Annotated in this window: 14 protein-coding genes; 12 read left to right on the top strand and 2 right to left on the bottom strand. The window is 37.5% G+C overall.

Annotated elements, in window-relative coordinates:
* The first annotated feature begins 22 nt into the window (after window positions 1–22).
* The 12 genes from AC0IWE_RS17245 to AC0IWE_RS17190 all read left to right on the top strand — a co-directional run bounded on the left by AC0IWE_RS17245 (window position 23) and on the right by AC0IWE_RS17190 (window position 15,757).
* Complete coding sequence (locus AC0IWE_RS17245; RefSeq protein ID WP_471793982.1) at window positions 23–781, top strand: hypothetical protein; 759 nt, start codon at window positions 23–25, stop codon at window positions 779–781.
* Window positions 782–816: 35 nt separating this feature from the next.
* Window positions 817–1,908: a DUF5007 domain-containing protein gene (locus AC0IWE_RS17240; protein ID WP_471793981.1), complete on the top strand. Its 1,092-nt coding sequence runs from the start codon at window positions 817–819 to the stop codon at window positions 1,906–1,908.
* Window positions 1,909–1,929: 21 nt separating this feature from the next.
* Complete coding sequence (locus tag AC0IWE_RS17235) at window positions 1,930–5,076, top strand: SusC/RagA family TonB-linked outer membrane protein (protein WP_471793980.1); 3,147 nt, start codon at window positions 1,930–1,932, stop codon at window positions 5,074–5,076.
* 11 nt (window positions 5,077–5,087) lie between these two features.
* Window positions 5,088–6,611: a RagB/SusD family nutrient uptake outer membrane protein gene (locus AC0IWE_RS17230; protein WP_055908318.1), complete on the top strand. Its 1,524-nt coding sequence runs from the start codon at window positions 5,088–5,090 to the stop codon at window positions 6,609–6,611.
* Between the two features lie 19 nt (window positions 6,612–6,630).
* A complete protein-coding gene (locus tag AC0IWE_RS17225; protein ID WP_157255400.1) occupies window positions 6,631–7,371 on the top strand; it encodes a hypothetical protein in 741 nt (246 codons plus the stop codon).
* A gap of 33 nt (window positions 7,372–7,404) precedes the next feature.
* A complete protein-coding gene (locus AC0IWE_RS17220) occupies window positions 7,405–9,024 on the top strand; it encodes a DUF5008 domain-containing protein (RefSeq protein WP_055908312.1) in 1,620 nt (539 codons plus the stop codon).
* A 36-nt stretch (window positions 9,025–9,060) separates the two neighbouring features.
* Window positions 9,061–9,633 (top strand): hypothetical protein, encoded by a 573-nt coding sequence (locus AC0IWE_RS17215; RefSeq protein ID WP_471793979.1) that lies wholly within the window; start codon window positions 9,061–9,063, stop codon window positions 9,631–9,633.
* Window positions 9,608–10,759 carry a DUF4983 domain-containing protein gene (locus AC0IWE_RS17210; RefSeq protein ID WP_471793978.1) on the top strand — a complete coding sequence of 384 codons (1,152 nt, stop codon included), beginning with the start codon at window positions 9,608–9,610 and terminating at the stop codon, window positions 10,757–10,759. Before AC0IWE_RS17215 ends, AC0IWE_RS17210 begins: the two co-directional genes overlap by 26 nt.
* A 29-nt stretch (window positions 10,760–10,788) precedes the next feature.
* Window positions 10,789–12,225: a PA14 domain-containing protein gene (locus AC0IWE_RS17205; protein ID WP_471793977.1), complete on the top strand. Its 1,437-nt coding sequence runs from the start codon at window positions 10,789–10,791 to the stop codon at window positions 12,223–12,225.
* A gap of 13 nt (window positions 12,226–12,238) precedes the next feature.
* Window positions 12,239–13,072 carry a PKD domain-containing protein gene (locus tag AC0IWE_RS17200; protein WP_471793976.1) on the top strand — a complete coding sequence of 278 codons (834 nt, stop codon included), beginning with the start codon at window positions 12,239–12,241 and terminating at the stop codon, window positions 13,070–13,072.
* A 210-nt stretch (window positions 13,073–13,282) separates the two neighbouring features.
* Window positions 13,283–14,602 (top strand): DUF5127 domain-containing protein, encoded by a 1,320-nt coding sequence (locus tag AC0IWE_RS17195; RefSeq protein ID WP_471793975.1) that lies wholly within the window; start codon window positions 13,283–13,285, stop codon window positions 14,600–14,602.
* A gap of 54 nt (window positions 14,603–14,656) precedes the next feature.
* On the top strand, window positions 14,657–15,757 hold the full coding sequence (locus tag AC0IWE_RS17190; RefSeq protein WP_471793974.1) for a glutaminase domain-containing protein: 1,101 nt from the start codon (window positions 14,657–14,659) through the stop codon (window positions 15,755–15,757).
* Window positions 15,758–16,437: 680 nt separating this feature from the next.
* On the opposite strand, the gene dinB is transcribed toward AC0IWE_RS17190, so the two are convergent.
* Together dinB and AC0IWE_RS17180 are read right to left on the bottom strand one after the other, a co-directional pair.
* Entirely contained in the window at window positions 16,438–17,490 is a 1,053-nt protein-coding gene (dinB, locus tag AC0IWE_RS17185) for a DNA polymerase IV (protein ID WP_471793973.1), read from the bottom strand.
* A gap of 419 nt (window positions 17,491–17,909) precedes the next feature.
* Window positions 17,910–18,269: a response regulator gene (locus AC0IWE_RS17180; protein ID WP_055908293.1), complete on the bottom strand. Its 360-nt coding sequence runs from the start codon at window positions 18,267–18,269 to the stop codon at window positions 17,910–17,912.
* Window positions 18,270–18,484 lie beyond the last annotated feature (215 nt).

The raw sequence follows: 18,484 nt of genomic DNA, 5'->3' as shown, positions 1-18,484 counted from the left end.
TGATGCGGTTCAGTTAGATACAATGACCTCTTATTATATTATCAGAGGTAAAAAAACAACTGATTCCTTAAAACTTCAGGATGGTTTAAACTTAACCAGTGTACATATTGGTTACCCGATGCATGCCAGCATTACCAACATCTCTGCTTCGGGCCAGGTTGGCGCAGGGCCGGCAGTTATAAATTTTGATAATACCAAAAAAAGCAAATTTGTTCGCAACTGGGCAACAAGTACAACCTCATCAAACAACATTAAAACCAAAAATGGTGTGGTACACGTAATCAGTGCCGATCACGTATTCGGTTTTAACGAGTTCGTTACCAGGTTAACTTTTGTACCGCCACCACCAAACCTATACCTCGAAATAGGTGGTGTGTTTTCATCTAACCGCGAAAATGGCGGAGGTATAACCAGTGGAGAAAATTCAAGAAAAGTGATTGATGGAGATGACCATACTAAGTTCTTAGCTGATTTGCAGGGTGAATTGTGGATGAGGTTTGAACTTAAAACCCCTGCGGTGTCATCGGTTTATACCTTAACCTCGGCAAATGATGCCAACGAAAGGGATCCAAAAGCCTGGACTTATGAGGGCTCTATGGACGGTGTAAACTGGGTAGAATTGGATAGAAGATCTAACTTCTTCTTCGAAGAAAGGTATCAGCAAAAGATTTTCAGGTGCACAAATACTGTTGCCTATAAATTTTACCGCATTGATATTACCGAACTGCGAAACAGCGGATTATTCCAGTTGGCAGAGTTTACCATAAACAAAACGAAATAATGATGCGGAATAGAAACATTAAAATAAATACTCCAATGAAATTTATCATAAATAAATATTTTGCGCTCTTTTTACTTGCCCTCACTGTTTTTAGTAGCTGTAAAAAGATTTTCGACCTGCCTGACGAGAAGGATTATATGAGTAATAATGTGAATTTTAGTAATAAAATTCTCGAGCCTATAATTGGCAGAACCAATCTTATCGGTGGCTTTAACAGCGACAATTCAACCAATCCGATTACGTTTGAAATTTTGAATGTTAGATATGGCGATGGAAAACCAGTAACAGATCTTTTTACAACTGCACCTACTTATGTATGGATTGCACCTTATACAGGTTTAGAAAAAAGCCTCGCCGAAATCGAAGCAAAGAGAAAAATAGAAACGCATCCAATATTTGAAATGCGTTCATCAGGCGAATTTATTTTATGGCCTTCGGCAACCAATCAGATATTAAAGCCCCGTCCGACAGATAGTACCAATTTCGCTCAGGATACGCGCTTTTTTGATGTTAAAGTGAAAAATACAGGTGGAGAAAGGTTCATCAGGGATTTTCAGATCAGACCGTTCAGGGAGCGCCCTTACGAGCCATCGAATGATTTTAACGCCTATACAGGTTTGCCTGCGCCTGATCCAAAATTTCCGTTAGATAAAACTCTTCGGGATTATATCCGCCCTTATCTAAACAACGTAATCGGTGCTACATCTAACTTACCGCTGGTAAGTAATAATGATAAAAAGGACGCAATCGTTTACATCCGTCCATTTACTTCCGGTGGTAACGGGCATTCGCTTAGAATTAAGGTTTTGAACAAAGATTCTGTAGAAATTAATCCATCTGCATTTAATGAAACCGTTTGGGACAAAATGATCCATGGATTTAATATTCAAAAAACAGATAAATATGTGCAATACGATGTTGCTTATCCCATTCCATTGGTAGAGGTTCCAACATCTTACGCAACCGGAGGTTCAAGAGCAAAAGTGGATCTGAGCTACTCCAGAATAGGTTTTGGAGGTATACGTACAGTGGGCAATTTCGGTATCGATTTCGCCATTTATAAAGCAGGTGACTGGGAGATTGTATTTTATTTCAAAAACGAAAACCCAAAATTTGCTAACGAATAGTTGATCAATAAAGCTAATATTATGAAAAGAAATATACTTTTATATACATTACTTATTGTATGTATAATATGTTGTACGAATGCCTATTCGCAAGAAAAAAATATCATTATAAATGGTAGGGTTTTAGATAAAGACACAAAACAAGGCGTTCCAGGAGTATCTGTGGTTTTACAAGCCACCAATAAAGGCCTAACACAAACCAATGGCGACGGAAAGTTTTCTGTAAATGTACCTGTTGGAGGCACACTTTTATTTAAATTTTTAGGTTACAACACCTCTTCGGTTAAAATTACCAATCAAACAAATATTACAGTTACCATTAGCGAAGACCGTAAAGATCTGAACGATGTTATCATTGTAGCTTATCAAAATAGGCCGAAAGAAACTACTGCTGGTTCGGTAACCGTGCTAACCAATAAAGATGTAGCAGATGTACCTGTATCCAATATAGAAACCTTATTACAGGGTAAAGTACCGGGATTAAATATCCAGAACAATACGGGTGCTCCGGGTTTTAGAGGATCGGTACAGCTTCGTGGTTTGTCGAGTTTAAGTATATCCGGTAGCGGTAACGATTCATTTCTGCAACCTACATCGCCACTGTATATTATTGATGGTGTACCTTTGGATGCAGATAAAGCAGCTGAATTTGGTTTTCAAACACAAGGTCCGGGAGTTAGTCCGCTTTCATTAATCCCTCAGGAGGATATCGAAAATATCCAGATCCTGAAAGATGCACAGGCAACCTCCATGTATGGATCGAGAGGTGCTTATGGTGTAATTATTATCACTACAAAAAGAGGTAACTCTAAAGTGCCACGTATTAAATACGTATCAAACTTTTTCGTTAATTCTCCACCAAAATTACGCGAAACCCTAGGTGGTAATTCAGAGCGTTCATTAAAAATTCAGCAGATCATTTTAAATGCTCAAACCATTAATCAAATCAGGGGAATAAGTAATACACCTTTTCTTGCCGATAGCTTAAATGCCTATTGGAATAATTCTACCAATTGGCAGGATGTATTTTACCAAACTACCTTTAACCAAAGTCATAACCTGGCTTTAGATGGCGGTGATCAAAAGTTTAATTACAAAGCCAATATGGGTTATTATTCCGAAAAAGGTGTGATTAAAAACACAGGTTATAACCGCTATAATTTAAACATGAACATGGAGTTTAAACCGAATGATAAATTTAGATTTTTCGGTTTTGTTAACGGTTCAGTTGGTAAACAAAATAAAGGTAACGGTGCCGGTTTACTTCAATCGGGAGTAGCTTCAAACGGGCAGGCTTCAACACTTTTGCCGCCACCATCATTTTATCAGGCCTCGGGCGGGGTATTATCGGCCTTACAAACTTTAAATGATAATAACTCGCGAAATTTAAGAGCAAATATTGATGCCCGCTACGAATTTATCCCGGGTTTGGCAGCTTCATCAACCTTGAGTTACGATTATACATCAGATACTGAAACCACATTTACACCTGCTGCGGCAAACGGACAGTTTGCCAAACTATACGATTATAATGGAAGAAATTTCCAGTTGTACAATAGAAATGCCATTACTTATGCAACATCGATTGGCGAAAAACATAATTTCTTTATCAACACGTTTAATGAGATCTATAAACAAGGCTCACAATCGTCAATAAGTCGGCAGGAGAGAATTCCGAATGATCAGCTTCAGGGCCCAATTGGTATTGATGGTTTTTATTCAAGAGGTGGTGGGGTTTTAAGTAGCTATAGAAATGCTACAATTGCCTCATTCGCAGGCTCATTATCCTACGATTACGATAAAAAATATGTTGCTGAATTTTCTTACCGTTTGGATGGTACATCATCAAGCGGTTTAGAAAATCCATATTCTAAAAACTCATCAGTTGGTTTAAGGTGGAACTTTAACAAAGAAAACTGGTTAACCGATAAAAAATGGTTGGATTATGGTAGTTTAAGGTTAACATGGGGGCAAAATATTGTGCCAACAGGTAATCTTCAAAGTATTTATGGTATTTACAACCTTAATGGAAATTACAACAATACCCAAACCATTGGTATAGATTACGATTTAATTCCAAACCCGGCATTAAAGCCAACTACAACAAGTCAATACAATTTAGGGCTTGATATCGGTTTCCTGAACAGATTCTCGATCGTTGTTGATACTTATTTCAAAAAAGTAGATAATTTATTGTTCGATCGTATTTTATCCAATACTACAGGTTTTAACAAATTATCAAGCAACGATTTAGGTATTGCAAATTATGGTACCGAGATCAGTTTAAATGTGAAAGCCATTACCAGTAAAGATTTTGATTTATCATTTTCAGTAAACGGCGCTTATAACCGCGATGTGCTTTTAAAATTGCCTGAAGAATATAACGGCCAATATATCCGCTTTGATGGTTCCAGTTACCTGCAACATAATGTTTTCCGTGTGGGTAGAAATACTCTTTCCAACTATTTAAGAATTAACCAGGGTGTTTACCGCACTGATGGTGATGTACCTGTAGATCCGGTTACCGGAAAAAGGTACCAAACCAACAATACCTTCTTTTATGGAGGAGACCCGATTTTAAAAGATGTAAATGGCGATTACATCCTGGATGGAAGAGATTACGAAATTACCGGAAACTCACAACCATTGTTTACAGGAGGTTTATCATTTACCATGAGGTATAAAAACTGGGGCTTAAATATGTATGCAAGTTATACCGCAGACAGAACAATTTTGAATAATGCCCTTGCCGATCGTATTGCCATTATGAAAGATCCTTTTGCATTAAATGCGGTAGTGCCTTTAGGTGATTTGAACATCTGGCAATCACCTGGTGATGTAGCCAAATATCCATACCCTTATGATTTTGCCCGCTACGGAAGTATACAGCCGTTAAGAGCCGATCAAACCTTATGGCAGGAAAGTGGTTCGTACCTGAAAATCAACAATTTAACGCTTTCTTATATGTTCGATAAAAAGTTGATACGCAGATTCGGGCTTGCCAATTTAAGGATATTTGGTTCAACCAATAACTTAATTACCTTTTCTAAGTATAGTGGTCCAAATCCAGAAAATGTAACCGCATTAGGGCGCGATATTTCAAATGGATATCCTGTACCACGTACCTATAATATTGGTTTAAACTTAGAACTTAATACAGGCAACTAAAAATATTTATTATGAAAAAAGTTATCATTTACACTTTAGTTATTGCGGCATCTTTTTGCTTGCCTTCATGTAAAAAGTTTTTAAACGTACAGCCTTTGGATAAATTAACGGGTAACAACTATTTCCAGTCTAAAGAAGATGTTGTTGCCAATATTTACGATTTATCGAGGATTGTTTTTAGTAAAATAAACGAAACACACTATGTTGGTGCGGTTGGAGAATATAGGTCAGGTGAAGTGCTGCATGAAAGCCAGTCTGATAATGCCCCATCGCGAGAATATGTAGAATATTTGGGCAGGAACGATATATTAAATCTAATCAGAAGGGGGCAGCCCTGGGATTACTACAATTTTGATAGAATAACAAATTGGACAGGTTATTACAGGGCCATTCAAGGTGCAAACATTTTAATTGCAAAATTAGATGAGGGCGTACCAGGCGTTAACGATACCGAAAAAGGACAGTTTAAAGCTGAGGCTGCTTTTATCCGCTCACTTTGCTATTTCACCATGGTACGATTATTTGGAGATGTTGTTTACTATACAGATGCATTTCACTCTACCTCATTACCACGTGAAAATTTTGTTTCTGTACTGAATAAATGCATTGCCGATTTAAATAGCCATAAAAACGAAATTCCATTTACTTATAGCGATCCTGCTTTAAAAGGTGTACGGGCAAGTAGAGGCAGCATTATTGCCTTAATGATGGAAATGAATATGTGGAATGCCGGTTTCGACAATGCAAATGCAAAAAAATATTATGAGGCTACCGCAGATTTAGGTAAAGAACTGGTTGCCAGTAATGCCTATCGGTTATTGCCGCTTAGCGAATGGTCAACCGTGATCAAAGGTCGTTCAGAAGAAAGTTTGTTTGAATTTTATCAAAGTATCAATTATGGAGATGCAGTATTGAACGTTGCGCCAATTGCCGATATGTTTTTGCATTACCCATATAAAAGGCCCGAGTATACCCACCGTGTAAGTTTTGCTTATTACAGGGGAGAGTATATGCAGAAAATTTTTCAGGATGGTAGTGATAAAAGAATAACCACCTGGTTTAACGAAGATATTTTTGCTGATAACGGAAAGTTCATGTTGTTGAAATATGCAAAAAACTCCTTCATTGTTGGTGAGGAAGATGCCAACCCTGATAATACTTTTATGATTTTCAGGTACGGCGGCGAATTGCTGCTTTATGCAGAAGCCCTTGCCAATTTAGGAGAAGATGCAGCGGCCATTGTATTGGTGAATAAAGTAAGAGAGCGTGCACAAGCAACAAAATACAGTGGTGGCGGAGGCTCAGAACTGAAAGATTTTATCTTCTACGAAAGATCTAGAGAGCTTATCGGCGAAGGCCACCATTACTTCGATCTGGTTAGAACCAAAAGAATTTTAAACAGTCAGTTTTCTTACAATGTACTTACATCAGATAAATTTAGTCGTGGTGCCTGGACCTGGCCTATCAGCTCAGATGCTGTGAACAATAATCCATTTATGAAACTGAATGAATACTGGGTTAATGGTGGTAATTAATTATTATAATAAAAGATATATGAAAAAGCTAATTTTTGCTTGTGCTGCTGTACTGCTTATATTAAATGCTTGTAAACGTGATGAATATTATCGTGATGGAGGATTGGCTGATCCTAATTTTAAAGGTAACATGCTTCAGTACCTGCAGGCTAAAAAAGTTCCTTTTGATACTGTAGCTAAAATTGTAAAGCTGGCGGGCTTGGAAAGTACGTTTTCTAATGATGACTTCACTTTTTTTGCATTCGATGATGATGTTATTAAAAGAACAATTGGAACAATTAGAACTGATGGGTTAAATAATTTTCTTTATTACTCAGGAAAAGATACCGTTAAAACTTTGGATCAGATTAGCCCGGCGATATGGAAAAAATATTTAATGCGCTATATGTTTAAAGGGGTAAACAGGTTAAAAGACTATCAACAGATAGATTTTGATGTGAGGACAGTTTATCCGGGTGGCTTATACTATTCGCTTGCAGGCAACATTGCCAACATTGGCGTAACCTATGCCACCGCAAACAATATCAAATACATCGGGTACCGCCAACTAAATTTAACTTATATACCAGATGCTTCAAAGCCTAATGATGATTGGCGTATAAATAAAGTATCATCATCAGATATAAAACCTACCAATGGTGTAGTACATGCTTTAGCCTTTAATGATATAGTAAACGGCGCCTATTTTGGATTTAACCGCGATGATTTTTACAGCGACGTATATTTTAGTGGTTTAGCTCCGTCTGATCCCACAAAATAAGTCATAACAGGTTTTACCTCAAGATATAAAACAATGAAAAATATTAAATTTATACTCGCAATAATCACTTTGATTGCTTTTAGCTTTCAAGGATGTAAAAAAGCAGATGAAGTGATCCCCGATCCTTATGCAGATGCAAAATCACCCCTGGGTGTGGCCATTTCGCAAACTGATATCCCTGTTCCGGCAGTAGGGCTGGTGGGTACAACAGTAACCATTAAAGCATCAGGCTTTGATAAATATAAAGATCAGTTGAGCTTTATGTTCAATGGCGAAAAAGGCGAAGTACTTAGTGTAACCGCTACTGAAATAAAAGTTAAAGTTCCTGAAACTGGAAGTACAGGCGTTACGTCTATCGCCATTGGCGATCAATTATTTATTGGCCCAACATTTACCGTAACCGGCCTTATCCAGGTCGACCCTACTTTTAAAGCTACGGCCGGTACTAATGGGTATGTAAGCCAGTTTTACGAAATGCTTGATGGACGGGCAATTGTTGTTGGTAATTTTACCAACTTCGATAATAAAGGTGGTGTAGTTCCAATTAACCGAATCGCTAGAACATCAATTGATGGTGAATATGACCGTACATTCCGTACCGGAAAAGGTGCAAATGGAGGCTTATCCAGTATTGTAGAAATTGGTAACCGTTTTATTGTAGCAGGTGGCTTTAGCGGATTTAACCAGCGTGCTGATAACATCAGCAATATTACCAGTTTGTTTACAAGTGGAGCAATTGACACTGTAAAAATTCAGACTAAAAGAAAACCAACAGCAACCGACACTGTTACGCAAAAGTGGTTTCCGAAGTTTAATGGTGGTACAAATGGTTATATTGACCGTGTATACAAACACCAGGGAAAAATTTTAGCAACCGGCGATTTTAGGTTTTACGTAAAAAGAACTTACGATAAGTTTAATTACGATTTATCAAGGGATACTGTAATATTGGACAGTACAGAAATTCGACAGATTTTACGCTTTAATTTAGATGGCAGTCTGGATAAAACATTCCGTTTTAACACCGTTACCAATAAGGGAAAAGAAAGTGCAAACGGACGTTCCTATACTTATATGCATACCGATGCAGAAAAACTTGAAAAACTGGTTGTATTCGGTAATTTTAATACGTTTGATGGTCAGCCGGCCAATCGCATTGTGAGGTTAAACCCTGATGGAAACATTGATCCTACTTTTACTCCTGGCTCAGGAGCAGATAACTCCATAATTTCGTGTGTATATAATGCAACTACAAAAAAATATGTAATTACCGGAATTTTTAGCCAATATAATGGTAAACCAGCATTTGGTTTGGCCGTACTAAATGATAACGGAACTTTAGATGAAACATTCTCTTCAAGATCATTTGAAGGAGGCTATCCTAGTTTTGCGAAACAGCTTAATAACGGATTAATTGTGGTAAGCGGATCTTTTATAAAATATGGAGCTATTACCAGAAACGGTTTTATGGTTTTAACGCCATCAGGTACATTGGCAAAAGGATACAATGCAACAGGTCCGTTTACAGGAAAATTATCTGATGTTATAGAAACAAAATCTGCAGATGGTAAAAAAGCATTATTGTTAATCGGCGAATTTTATCGTTTTGATAATTTACCATTGTATCACATTATTAGGGTAACCATCGAATAATAGATTAAGCTAACCAAAATATAAATTAGGATGAGTATGATGAAAAAATATAAATTATTGATTGGCTTAATCGCAGCAATAATCACTACGGCTATATTTTCTTGTAATAAGGAGTTCGACAGAACAATTGGAGATAAGAATGCCAACGATACCACAACTGTAAAATACGGAAACCGTAAGGTGCTCTATTTAATTGTTGATGGAGCAAGGGGCCAATCGGTTTTAGATGCCAATACACCAAATATCGATGCAATTTTACCACACTCCATTTACAGTTGGGTGGGGTTAAGCGACCTTGATGCAACCGCAAATGCAACCAATTGGGCCAATATGTTAACCGGTGTTTCAAAAGATAAACATCAAGTTACAACCGATGCGCTAACCAATAACGACCTGCAGAATTATCCAATAATTTTTAACAGAATTAAAGAAACGAGTGCAAAAAGTAAAATTGTTACCTACACTTCATCAACTGTATTTAAATCATTAACAACAGGAGCTGATGTAAGTAGCCTGGTGGCAAATGATGATGCCGTAAAAGCAGGATTGATTAGTAACTTAAACAGCGATACAGCAACTGTTGTTGTCGGGCCATTTTACTGGGATTAATGCAGCAGGAGCAGCATCCGGGTACGACATTTCTTATCCGGCTTATAAAACAGCTATCGAAAAATTCGATACTTCGGTAGGTGAAATTTTGGCCGCTTTAACAAAACGACCAAATTACAATAATGAACAATGGTTGGTTGTTATTGCATCAAGTGCAGGCGGCCAGTTTACCTTGCCCCCAAATGCCGATGATCAAACCATTTTTAGCCAGCCTAAAGCCAACTCATTTGTTATTTATTATACGCCAACATATAGCAAACGGATTCTTACCAAGCCATTTACCGGAAACCGGTACCTAGGTAAAACAATCCGCTTTAAAGGGAAAGATGTTAGGGCGCAAATTGATAGCGTTGATGCGACCGTTTACAATATAGACGATACCACAAAAGTAACCATAGAGCTTAAGGTTAAAAAGAATGAAGAAAAATTTTTCTGGCCAAGTGTTTTGGGTAAACGTAACGAGTGGTCTAGCGGTCACCCAAGTGTGGGTTGGGTAATTTATCTGGAAGAAGATTATTGGTATTTCGAATGGAGAGGTACCAAGGATGGAGATTACCATCAATGTAGGGGAGGCAGTTTTAGCAAAGGAAAATGGACAAATTTAACCGCTAAAATCGAGGTGCGTAATGGCCAAAGATTTGTTCGTACCTATACCAACGGTAGCTTTAATAATGAAGTAGAAATTACCGGATCAGGTTCATTAGCAAACTCAAATTCCTTAAAATTAGGTTATTTAAACGGCAATGGCCATGGAGAGCCTGATGTATATGTAAGTGATATCCGTTTCTTTAAATTTTCTGTTCCAGATGGAATGATCAGTAATTATGCCTGTCAAACCTCTATTGATCAGAGCCATCCATACTTTAATTTCTTGGTAGGATACTGGCCTGCAACTGATGGTAACGGCAACATTATGGCCGACTTGAGTTCTCAGGCACATGATTTCAAATTTCAGGGAATTTATACCTGGGAAAATTTTAACGATTTAATCTGCCCGCCAGCACCAGAAACACTGGCCATATTTGTTCCGCAAACTTCAGATATACCCGCACAGGTTATAAACTGGTTAAAAATTGCCAATAAGCAATCTTGGAGGTTAGATGGCCGAGTTTGGTTAGATCAATAAGGATTATTCGATAATTAACATATCATAAAATGAAAAAAATTATATACATCGCATTGGTAAGCCTAAGCATTATTGGTGTTTATTCTTGCCGCAAATCACAGGTAGAGGATTTAAAACTCCCCGATCCCAATACCAGGAGTATTACAGGAGATGGCATTGTAGCCGGAAATGTTTCTATCGACAACGAATTTGTTAAAGTCCCTTTCAAAATTTCCCTAACAGGAATTGCAGAAGAAGCATTTCAGGTTGGTTTAACTTTAAATAACGATACCGTTACCCAGTTAATTAAAAATGGTTCAATTACGAATGGCATACTTATGCCATCAGCCGGAGTAGAATATCCGAACGTAATCAACGTAGCCTTTGGAACAGATAACAGCGAGGGTATTGCCATTGTACGTAGGTCAGTATTGGAGCGTAATTATGGTAAAAAGGTTGTTTTTGCCTTAAAACTTTCGGCCCCGGGCAAAGGAAATAAAATTGCAGCGGGTAAATCTACTATTGTAGTGATAATTAATACTGCCGAGCTGTTAAAACCAACTGATATCCATTATCTAAGCTTAAATGGGGGTGGTACTTATACCGTGGTTTATCAAGGCAAGTACATTATAGGTCCGGCAGGAGTAACCATACCGCTTACAATAAGTTTGGAAAACCAGCCATCTACAGCATTTAATGTAAAAATCAAAGAGAACATAGATACCATTGCCACTTTAGTGGGAAAAGGAACTTTACCTGCGGATGCAATCCATCTGGCAGCGAAAGATTATTCACTTGATACTTTAGTTCGATTTGCTACAGGAGCAACAAGTGCAACCGTAAGGCTTCAGATCCCATGGCCTGTATTTGATGCGAATATTGTTGCAAATAAGAAATTTGCATTTGCTTTAAATATCAGCGATGCAACAAACCACGTAATTCATCCAACAAAAAGCAAGTTAATTGTGGTGATAGATCCGAATGTAAATTTGGATAACAATTCTTATATCACCGGAAACGGGACTGGTTTAACTGCAAAATATTATACCAATACACAATTGGATCCGGATGACGGGCGTGCACCATTTGTAACAAGGGTTGATGAAACCATTAACTTTAGTGGTGATGGATGGCCGGATAATGTTAAAAATACCAGCGGAACGCAGTTAAGCAGAGATAATTTTGCAACCAGATGGAAAGGTGAGTTTTTGGCTCCGGTACGTGGCACTTACACCTTCTATCAAACCCGTTGGGATGATGGATCAAGATTATATGTAAACGGAGTTGCCTTAGTAAACGATTATACCACCCAATGGGATAAAGATACACGTAAGGGCACCATATTTTTAGAGCGCGGCAAGCGGTATACAATTGAGGCACATCACCGTGAAAATGTAGGTGGGCAGCAAGCTTATTTAGAAATTGAAGTACCTGATATCTTGTCGAAAAGAGTAATACCAAAATCTCAATTATTTCCAACACCTTAAATATTAATAAGATATGAAAAATAACACAAAAAGATTATTCAGTATTCTATCTCTTTTAATACTTATTGTAATTACAACAGTAAAGTGTAAGAAGGATGCAGAAGAGGTGATTCCGGTAGTGGATGAACCTAAACCTACAGCAGGTTTTGATTACGCGGTAGCAAGCCCAACCAAGTTTTTAGAATATCAGTTTACCGGAAGCTCTACCAATTATAAAACATTGCTTTGGCAATTTGGCGATGATAGTACATCAGTAGCAGTTAATCCAAAGCATGTTTATCGTTTTCCAGGCAAATATAAGGTTACTTTAACCACCAGAAACGGACAAGGTTATTCAGCTTCTAAAGAGGTTTTGTTAAATATTGTAGATCCTAATTTCGATCCAACCAAAATTGGCGAAAATTATATGCAAACTATTGGCGGTAAATTTTCGGTAAACCTCGAAGCAGGTGCAGGTGCCGATTCTAATGAGGGATCAAAAAAACTGGTTGATAATGATATTAAAACCAAATTTTTGCAAGCAGGTTTTGATGGTACCCAGAGGTGTACTTTCGAACTCGCAACGCCACAGGTTGTTGGTGCTTATACGCTAACTTCAGGAAATGATGCCGAGGATAGAGACCCAAGGTATTGGATTTTGCAAGGATCGTTAGATGGCATCCAATATACCGATTTACACACGGTAACCACTTGTCCTTGGCCAAATCAAGGCGAAAGAAATGTAACCAAAAGATATTATTTCGACAATTTTGTAGCCTATAAATTCTATCGTTTATACATTAAAGCCAACAGAGGAAGTAGAGTTTTCCAACTATCTGAGTGGACAATCAATAAAAAACAACCCTAATTCATTTTACCCTTATACACAATTTGAAAGATACATGGAGCTTAAAAACTTCATGTATTTTTTTGAAGTTTATTTTTAATTGTCTAAATGACAATTAAAAGTTTTAATTCACGCTTAAAAGTTAATTATATTTTATACTTTAGTAAAACGTTTAACTATAGTTAAAATCTAACCAGAATATAATATCAGATTTCAATACACACACAAATTATGAACAAAATCAACACTTTTAAACGCATAGGCATACTGGGCTGCATGTTTATTGGCAGTTTGCTTAAGGCACAGGAGCGAAAAGCCCCGGCTTATCCCTTAATCACGCACAATACCTATTTCAGTATCTGGTCTACCACCGATAAATTAAATGAATCTGCTACGCAACACTGGACAGGTGCCGATCATTCTCTATTGGGTATGATTAACGTTGATGGCAATATTTATCGTTTTTTAGGTAAAGAAACCACTACTTACAAAACTGTTGTACCCGCTTCTGATGAAAAAGGATATGAAGTAAAATATACTGAAACAGAACCTCAGGGCGATTGGAAAGCTGAGCAATATACTGCAAGCAACTGGCAAACCGGTGCAGCACCCATTGGCGATGATGCAAAGAATGTTAAAACCCTCTGGAAATCTCACGATATCTGGGTACGAAGAACCTTTAATGTTGCTAATCCAGCATCTATAAATGAACTTTTTCTAAAAATAAACCACGATGATAACATTGAAGTTTATTTAAACGGGAAAAAAATTTATAACAAAGAAGGGTGGACAAACAGTTTCCAATATATCGCTTTAAGCAATGGTGATAAAAGCACATTAAAAGCAGGTGCAAACGTAATCGCAATCCACTTATTAAATACCGCTGGTGGCCGTTTCCTTGATTTTGGCTTGGTTGAAAAACTGAAAGATAATGCCGAAAAGGTGCAGGTTGCAAAGCAAAAAAGTGTCGATATTAATGCTACACAAACCATTTATAACTTTACTTGTGGTAAAATAGATCTTAAATTAACATTTACTTCGCCATTATTAATGCAAGATTTGGGCTTGTTTGCCCGTCCGGTTTCTTATGTTTCTTACCAGGTAAAAGCCAATGATGGTAAAACGCACCAGGTAAAAGTTTTGCTAAGTGCATCATCAAATATTGCCGTTTACCGCCCTACGCAAGAAGTTACCGCAAGCAAATACAGTACCGCCAAGTTATCGGTGCTAAAAACAGGTACAGTAGAACAGCCGATTCTACAAAAAGCAAGTGATGATATGCGTATTGATTGGGGTTACTTTTATGTAGCTGCACCAAAAGCAAGTAATGTAATACAATTTGTAACTGCAGAAAAAGATGCATCAGATGCTTTTAGAAAAGGTAATTCTGCTTCAACAGCTAAGCAGGGCAAAATGCTGGCTCTAAATACAATTGTTCCTTTCGGTGCGGTAGGCAAGGCCCCTGTAGAAAAATATGTAGAATTGGGCTACGATGAAATTTATTCAGTTCAGTATTTTAATAAAAATTTAAGGCCATGGTGGAACACCTAAGGTAAAGAAACCATAGAAGCACAATTAACTGCAGCAGCAGATGAATACAAAAATGTGATTCAGAAATGCGAAGCTTTTAACAAAACTTTATATGCCGATGCATTAAAATCAGGTGGCAAAGAATATGCAGATTTATGTGTTTTAGGCTATCGCCAGAGCATTGCAGCACATACTTTGGTTAAAAGTCAGCAAGGTGAAATTTTATGGTTATCAAAAGAAAACAACAGTGGTGGTTTTATCAATACTGTTGATGTAACTTACCCATCAGCACCATTATACCTGATATATAAGCCAGAATTGTTACAGGGCATGTTGAACGGAATTTTTTATTTCAGCGAAAGCGGGAAATATCCCCATCCATGGGCAGCTCATGATTTAGGTACATATCCATTGGCAAACGGACAAACTTATGGTGAGCCAATGCCTGTGGAAGAATCGGGTAACATGATTATTTTAACTGCCGCCATTGCAAAAGCGCAAGGAAATGCTAATTATGCAAAAGCGCACTGGAAAACATTAACCACCTGGGTTGATTATTTAACAAAAGAAGGATTAGATCCGAAAACGCAGCTTTGTACCGATGATTTTGCCGGTCACCTTGCCCGTAATGCCAATTTATCGGTAAAAGCGATTGTGGGTATTGCCTGCTATGCACAAATGGCTAAAACATTGGGTTATGATGATGTGGCTAAAAAATACCGTGCAATTGCTGAAAGTATGGTGCCAAAATGGATTGACATGGCTGATGCAGGCGATCACTATGCTTTAACTTTCGACAATAAAGATACCTGGAGCCAAAAATATAACCTGGTTTGGGATAAGGTTTTAAATTTAAATCTGTTTCCTCAGAAAATTTACGATACCGAAACCAAATATTACCTGACCAAACAAAACAGGTATGGCATTCCGTTGGATAGCAGAAAAGCATATACAAAAAACGATTGGATTTTGTGGACAGCTACTTTCGCCCCAACACAAAAAGAATTCGAAGCCTTGGTACATCCAGTTTACAAACATGCCATTGAAACCGATTCGAGAGTGCCGCTTAACGATTTTTATGATTCAAATACCGGTATACGTGATAATTTTAAAGCCCGAAGTGTTGTAGGCGGTTTTTATATGAAAATGCTTGCCGATAAATTAGCTGGCAAATAAGATTACCTATAAATTAACAATCAAAGGTTCTGCATTAATTTGTAGAACCTTTTTGTTTTTGTTCCCATGGTCTGTGTCCCCACAGACCGCATAGATAATTCTATATATTAATGCTGGGCTATACTCTTGTTTGGAGTCTCATCTTCCGAAATTAATGTTGTTGTATAAAGCAGGAGATATTTATTATTTGACCTATCGGTCGGTGTCTCACCGACCGAAATAACCAAGCTAAACAATAGTTTTACTCCCTGCAACCCTCAAAATGGAATGCTATTCTGGCCATTTAGCCCCGGTTGAAGCGTTACCCTGCAGCAACGAGGTACGAGGCAGCGAAGCGTAAAAGCGCAAAACGGGCGGAAACGTATTATTATGTACAGGCCTTGCGCTCCAAAAAATAAAGATTGTGTAATTATTCCTTTCTATTTGGCTATGCCCTTATACTATGCTCAAGGTGACACTGTTTTTCGATTGACCTATCGGTTGGTGTATCACCGACCAAAAAAACTAGTTTGAAAACTAAGGTTTTTTGCTCCCTATAACAAAAAAAAATAATTTACTAGCTGATTTAGCCCCTGTTAAAGCGTCAGCCCTGTAAGTAAATGCCTTATCTAAGTTCAAAATAGCGCATGAAGATTGGTTTTATGCTATAAAAGCCTGTATAACAATGGCCAACAGTATTTTTAAAACTCAAACTCCAGCTGATTATCTTCAGGTTTTTCGATCACTACATCATCATAAAACCTTGATAAAGTTATTCCTAAAAGCCTTACCTGTGTTGTGCCAATTGCTGCTTCATCTAAAAGTTTAATGGCTTCGGCGTAAATCACTTCTGCTTTATTTATTGGCGTAGCAAAAGAGCGACTGCGGGTAATGAGCTTAAAATCAGCAAATTTAATTTTTAAGGTAACTGTTTTGCCACTCAGCTGGTGTTTTTCTAGTCGGGTGGCCACCGTTTCGCTAATTTGCTTCAATAGGTCGTGCATTACCGAATCTTCATTGGTATCTTCCGAAAAGGTATCTTCGGCACCTACAGATTTGGCTTCGCGGTTTGCCCTAACCGGGCGTTCATCAATGCCACGCACTATTTTATAATAAAACTGCCCTGATTTTCCGAATTGAGCAACCAGTTGCGATTCCGTTAATTTTTTTAAATCCGCTCCAGTATTAATCTGCATGGCTTTCATTTTTGCTGCGGTAACCTTGCCTACTCCGAAAAACTTTTCAACGGGGAGTTTCTCCATAAAAGCCTTAATTTTCGAAGGCCCGATAAACGTTAAGCCATCGGGTTTATTCATGTCAGACGCTACTTTAGCCACAAATTTATTGGTAGATACCCCTGCTGAAGCTGTTAAATTTAACTCATTTTTAATTGCATCTTTAATCGATTGTGCAATGTCGATTGCCGAGCCAATTCCCAATTTATCTACGGTAACATCAAGGTAGGCCTCATCTAGTGATAAAGGTTCGATAAGATCTGTATAACGGCTAAAGATTTCTCTAATGGCTTTAGAGGCAGTAGTATATGCATCAAACCGCGGATATACAAAAATGGCCGATGGACAGAGCTGATAAGCCTTGCTTGATGGCATTGCCGAACGGATTCCGTATTGTCGGGCTTCATAGCTGGCTGTAGATACCACTCCTCTACTATCGGGTTTACCGCCAACTACGAGTGGTTTACCTCGGTATTCGGGGAAATCGCGTTGCTCTACAGATGCATAAAAAGCATCCATATCAATGTGGATTATCTTTCTTAACGCTATTGAGGTTTCATCGGGCATGTAGAATAGCTAAATTTCGCTATTTTTTTTAGTATTTTAATATAAGATTTTTTTCTTTACATAATATTGCCTGTTGCAATCGTTTTACACAAATGAAAACCAGGAATGTGAATGATAGAAACTGCTGAACAATGAATCAATCAGATATGAAGATTTATAAATATAGAAGCAGGCTTTAAAACGAGGTATTTTACTAAGATGTACTCAGGAAACTAAGTTTGACCATTAAGAAATTAAAGTAATGATCTTAGGGTTCTATTGCCTTTGTGATTATAAGGGATAATTAATGGTAAGTTTTAGACAATATTTAATTAAAAACGATTTTCGCCTTTGTAATGAATTCAGGATGAGGTTTTTAAAACGATATCAGTCTAATTCAGCAACATATCTACTTTATTCAGCAATGAATCCATTTCGAATGGTTTTTCCATAAAATCGTTTGCGCCGGCGTCCATTGCAGATTGCCTGATATCTCTGCTGGCAGAAATCATTAAAATGGGAATCGCCATAAATTCGGGGTCGTTTTTAAGTTGCTTGCATATATCCCTGCCATCGTGGCCACTCATCCAAATATCAAGTAAGATTAAATCTGGTCTGTTTTTTACAGCATCAATTACCGCACCACCATCATACGTATATTCTACGTCATAACCCATCACTTCCAAAATCATAGTAACAGCGTCAACAATGCCCTCATCATCATCTGCGATGAGTATTTTTTTATTTGCCATTTTGTAATTTTATTTTCATTCAGTTTCGTTTAGCGTAGGTAGGTGCGAAAATGTTTAATAGTATTACTATTAAAGCTGTAAAGATGCTTTTTTATTAAAGCTGTAAAGATGCTTTTTGTTTTAAAAAAAATGAATATTTATTTGAATAATTTATTGGTTTGGCGGTCGTCACTTTTTTAATCTTGGCATTGCTTGCAATCGGGCAATAGCTATAA

This window comes from Pedobacter sp. AC402 (assembly GCF_979252805.1).
Note: the sequence above shows the minus strand (reverse complement) of the source record. Positions and strands in the feature narration are given on the sequence as shown.

Coding starts and splice junctions, on each gene's coding strand:
- AC0IWE_RS17245 (WP_471793982.1), top strand. CDS start 23: ATGACCTCTTATTATATTATCAGAGGTAAAAAAACAACTGATTCCTTA.
- AC0IWE_RS17240 (WP_471793981.1), top strand. CDS start 817: ATGAAATTTATCATAAATAAATATTTTGCGCTCTTTTTACTTGCCCTC.
- AC0IWE_RS17235 (WP_471793980.1), top strand. CDS start 1,930: ATGAAAAGAAATATACTTTTATATACATTACTTATTGTATGTATAATA.
- AC0IWE_RS17230 (WP_055908318.1), top strand. CDS start 5,088: ATGAAAAAAGTTATCATTTACACTTTAGTTATTGCGGCATCTTTTTGC.
- AC0IWE_RS17225 (WP_157255400.1), top strand. CDS start 6,631: ATGAAAAAGCTAATTTTTGCTTGTGCTGCTGTACTGCTTATATTAAAT.
- AC0IWE_RS17220 (WP_055908312.1), top strand. CDS start 7,405: ATGAAAAATATTAAATTTATACTCGCAATAATCACTTTGATTGCTTTT.
- AC0IWE_RS17215 (WP_471793979.1), top strand. CDS start 9,061: ATGATGAAAAAATATAAATTATTGATTGGCTTAATCGCAGCAATAATC.
- AC0IWE_RS17205 (WP_471793977.1), top strand. CDS start 10,789: ATGAAAAAAATTATATACATCGCATTGGTAAGCCTAAGCATTATTGGT.
- AC0IWE_RS17200 (WP_471793976.1), top strand. CDS start 12,239: ATGAAAAATAACACAAAAAGATTATTCAGTATTCTATCTCTTTTAATA.
- AC0IWE_RS17195 (WP_471793975.1), top strand. CDS start 13,283: ATGAACAAAATCAACACTTTTAAACGCATAGGCATACTGGGCTGCATG.
- dinB (WP_471793973.1), bottom strand. CDS start 17,490: ATGGATGCTTTTTATGCATCTGTAGAGCAACGCGATTTCCCCGAATAC.
- AC0IWE_RS17180 (WP_055908293.1), bottom strand. CDS start 18,269: ATGGCAAATAAAAAAATACTCATCGCAGATGATGATGAGGGCATTGTT.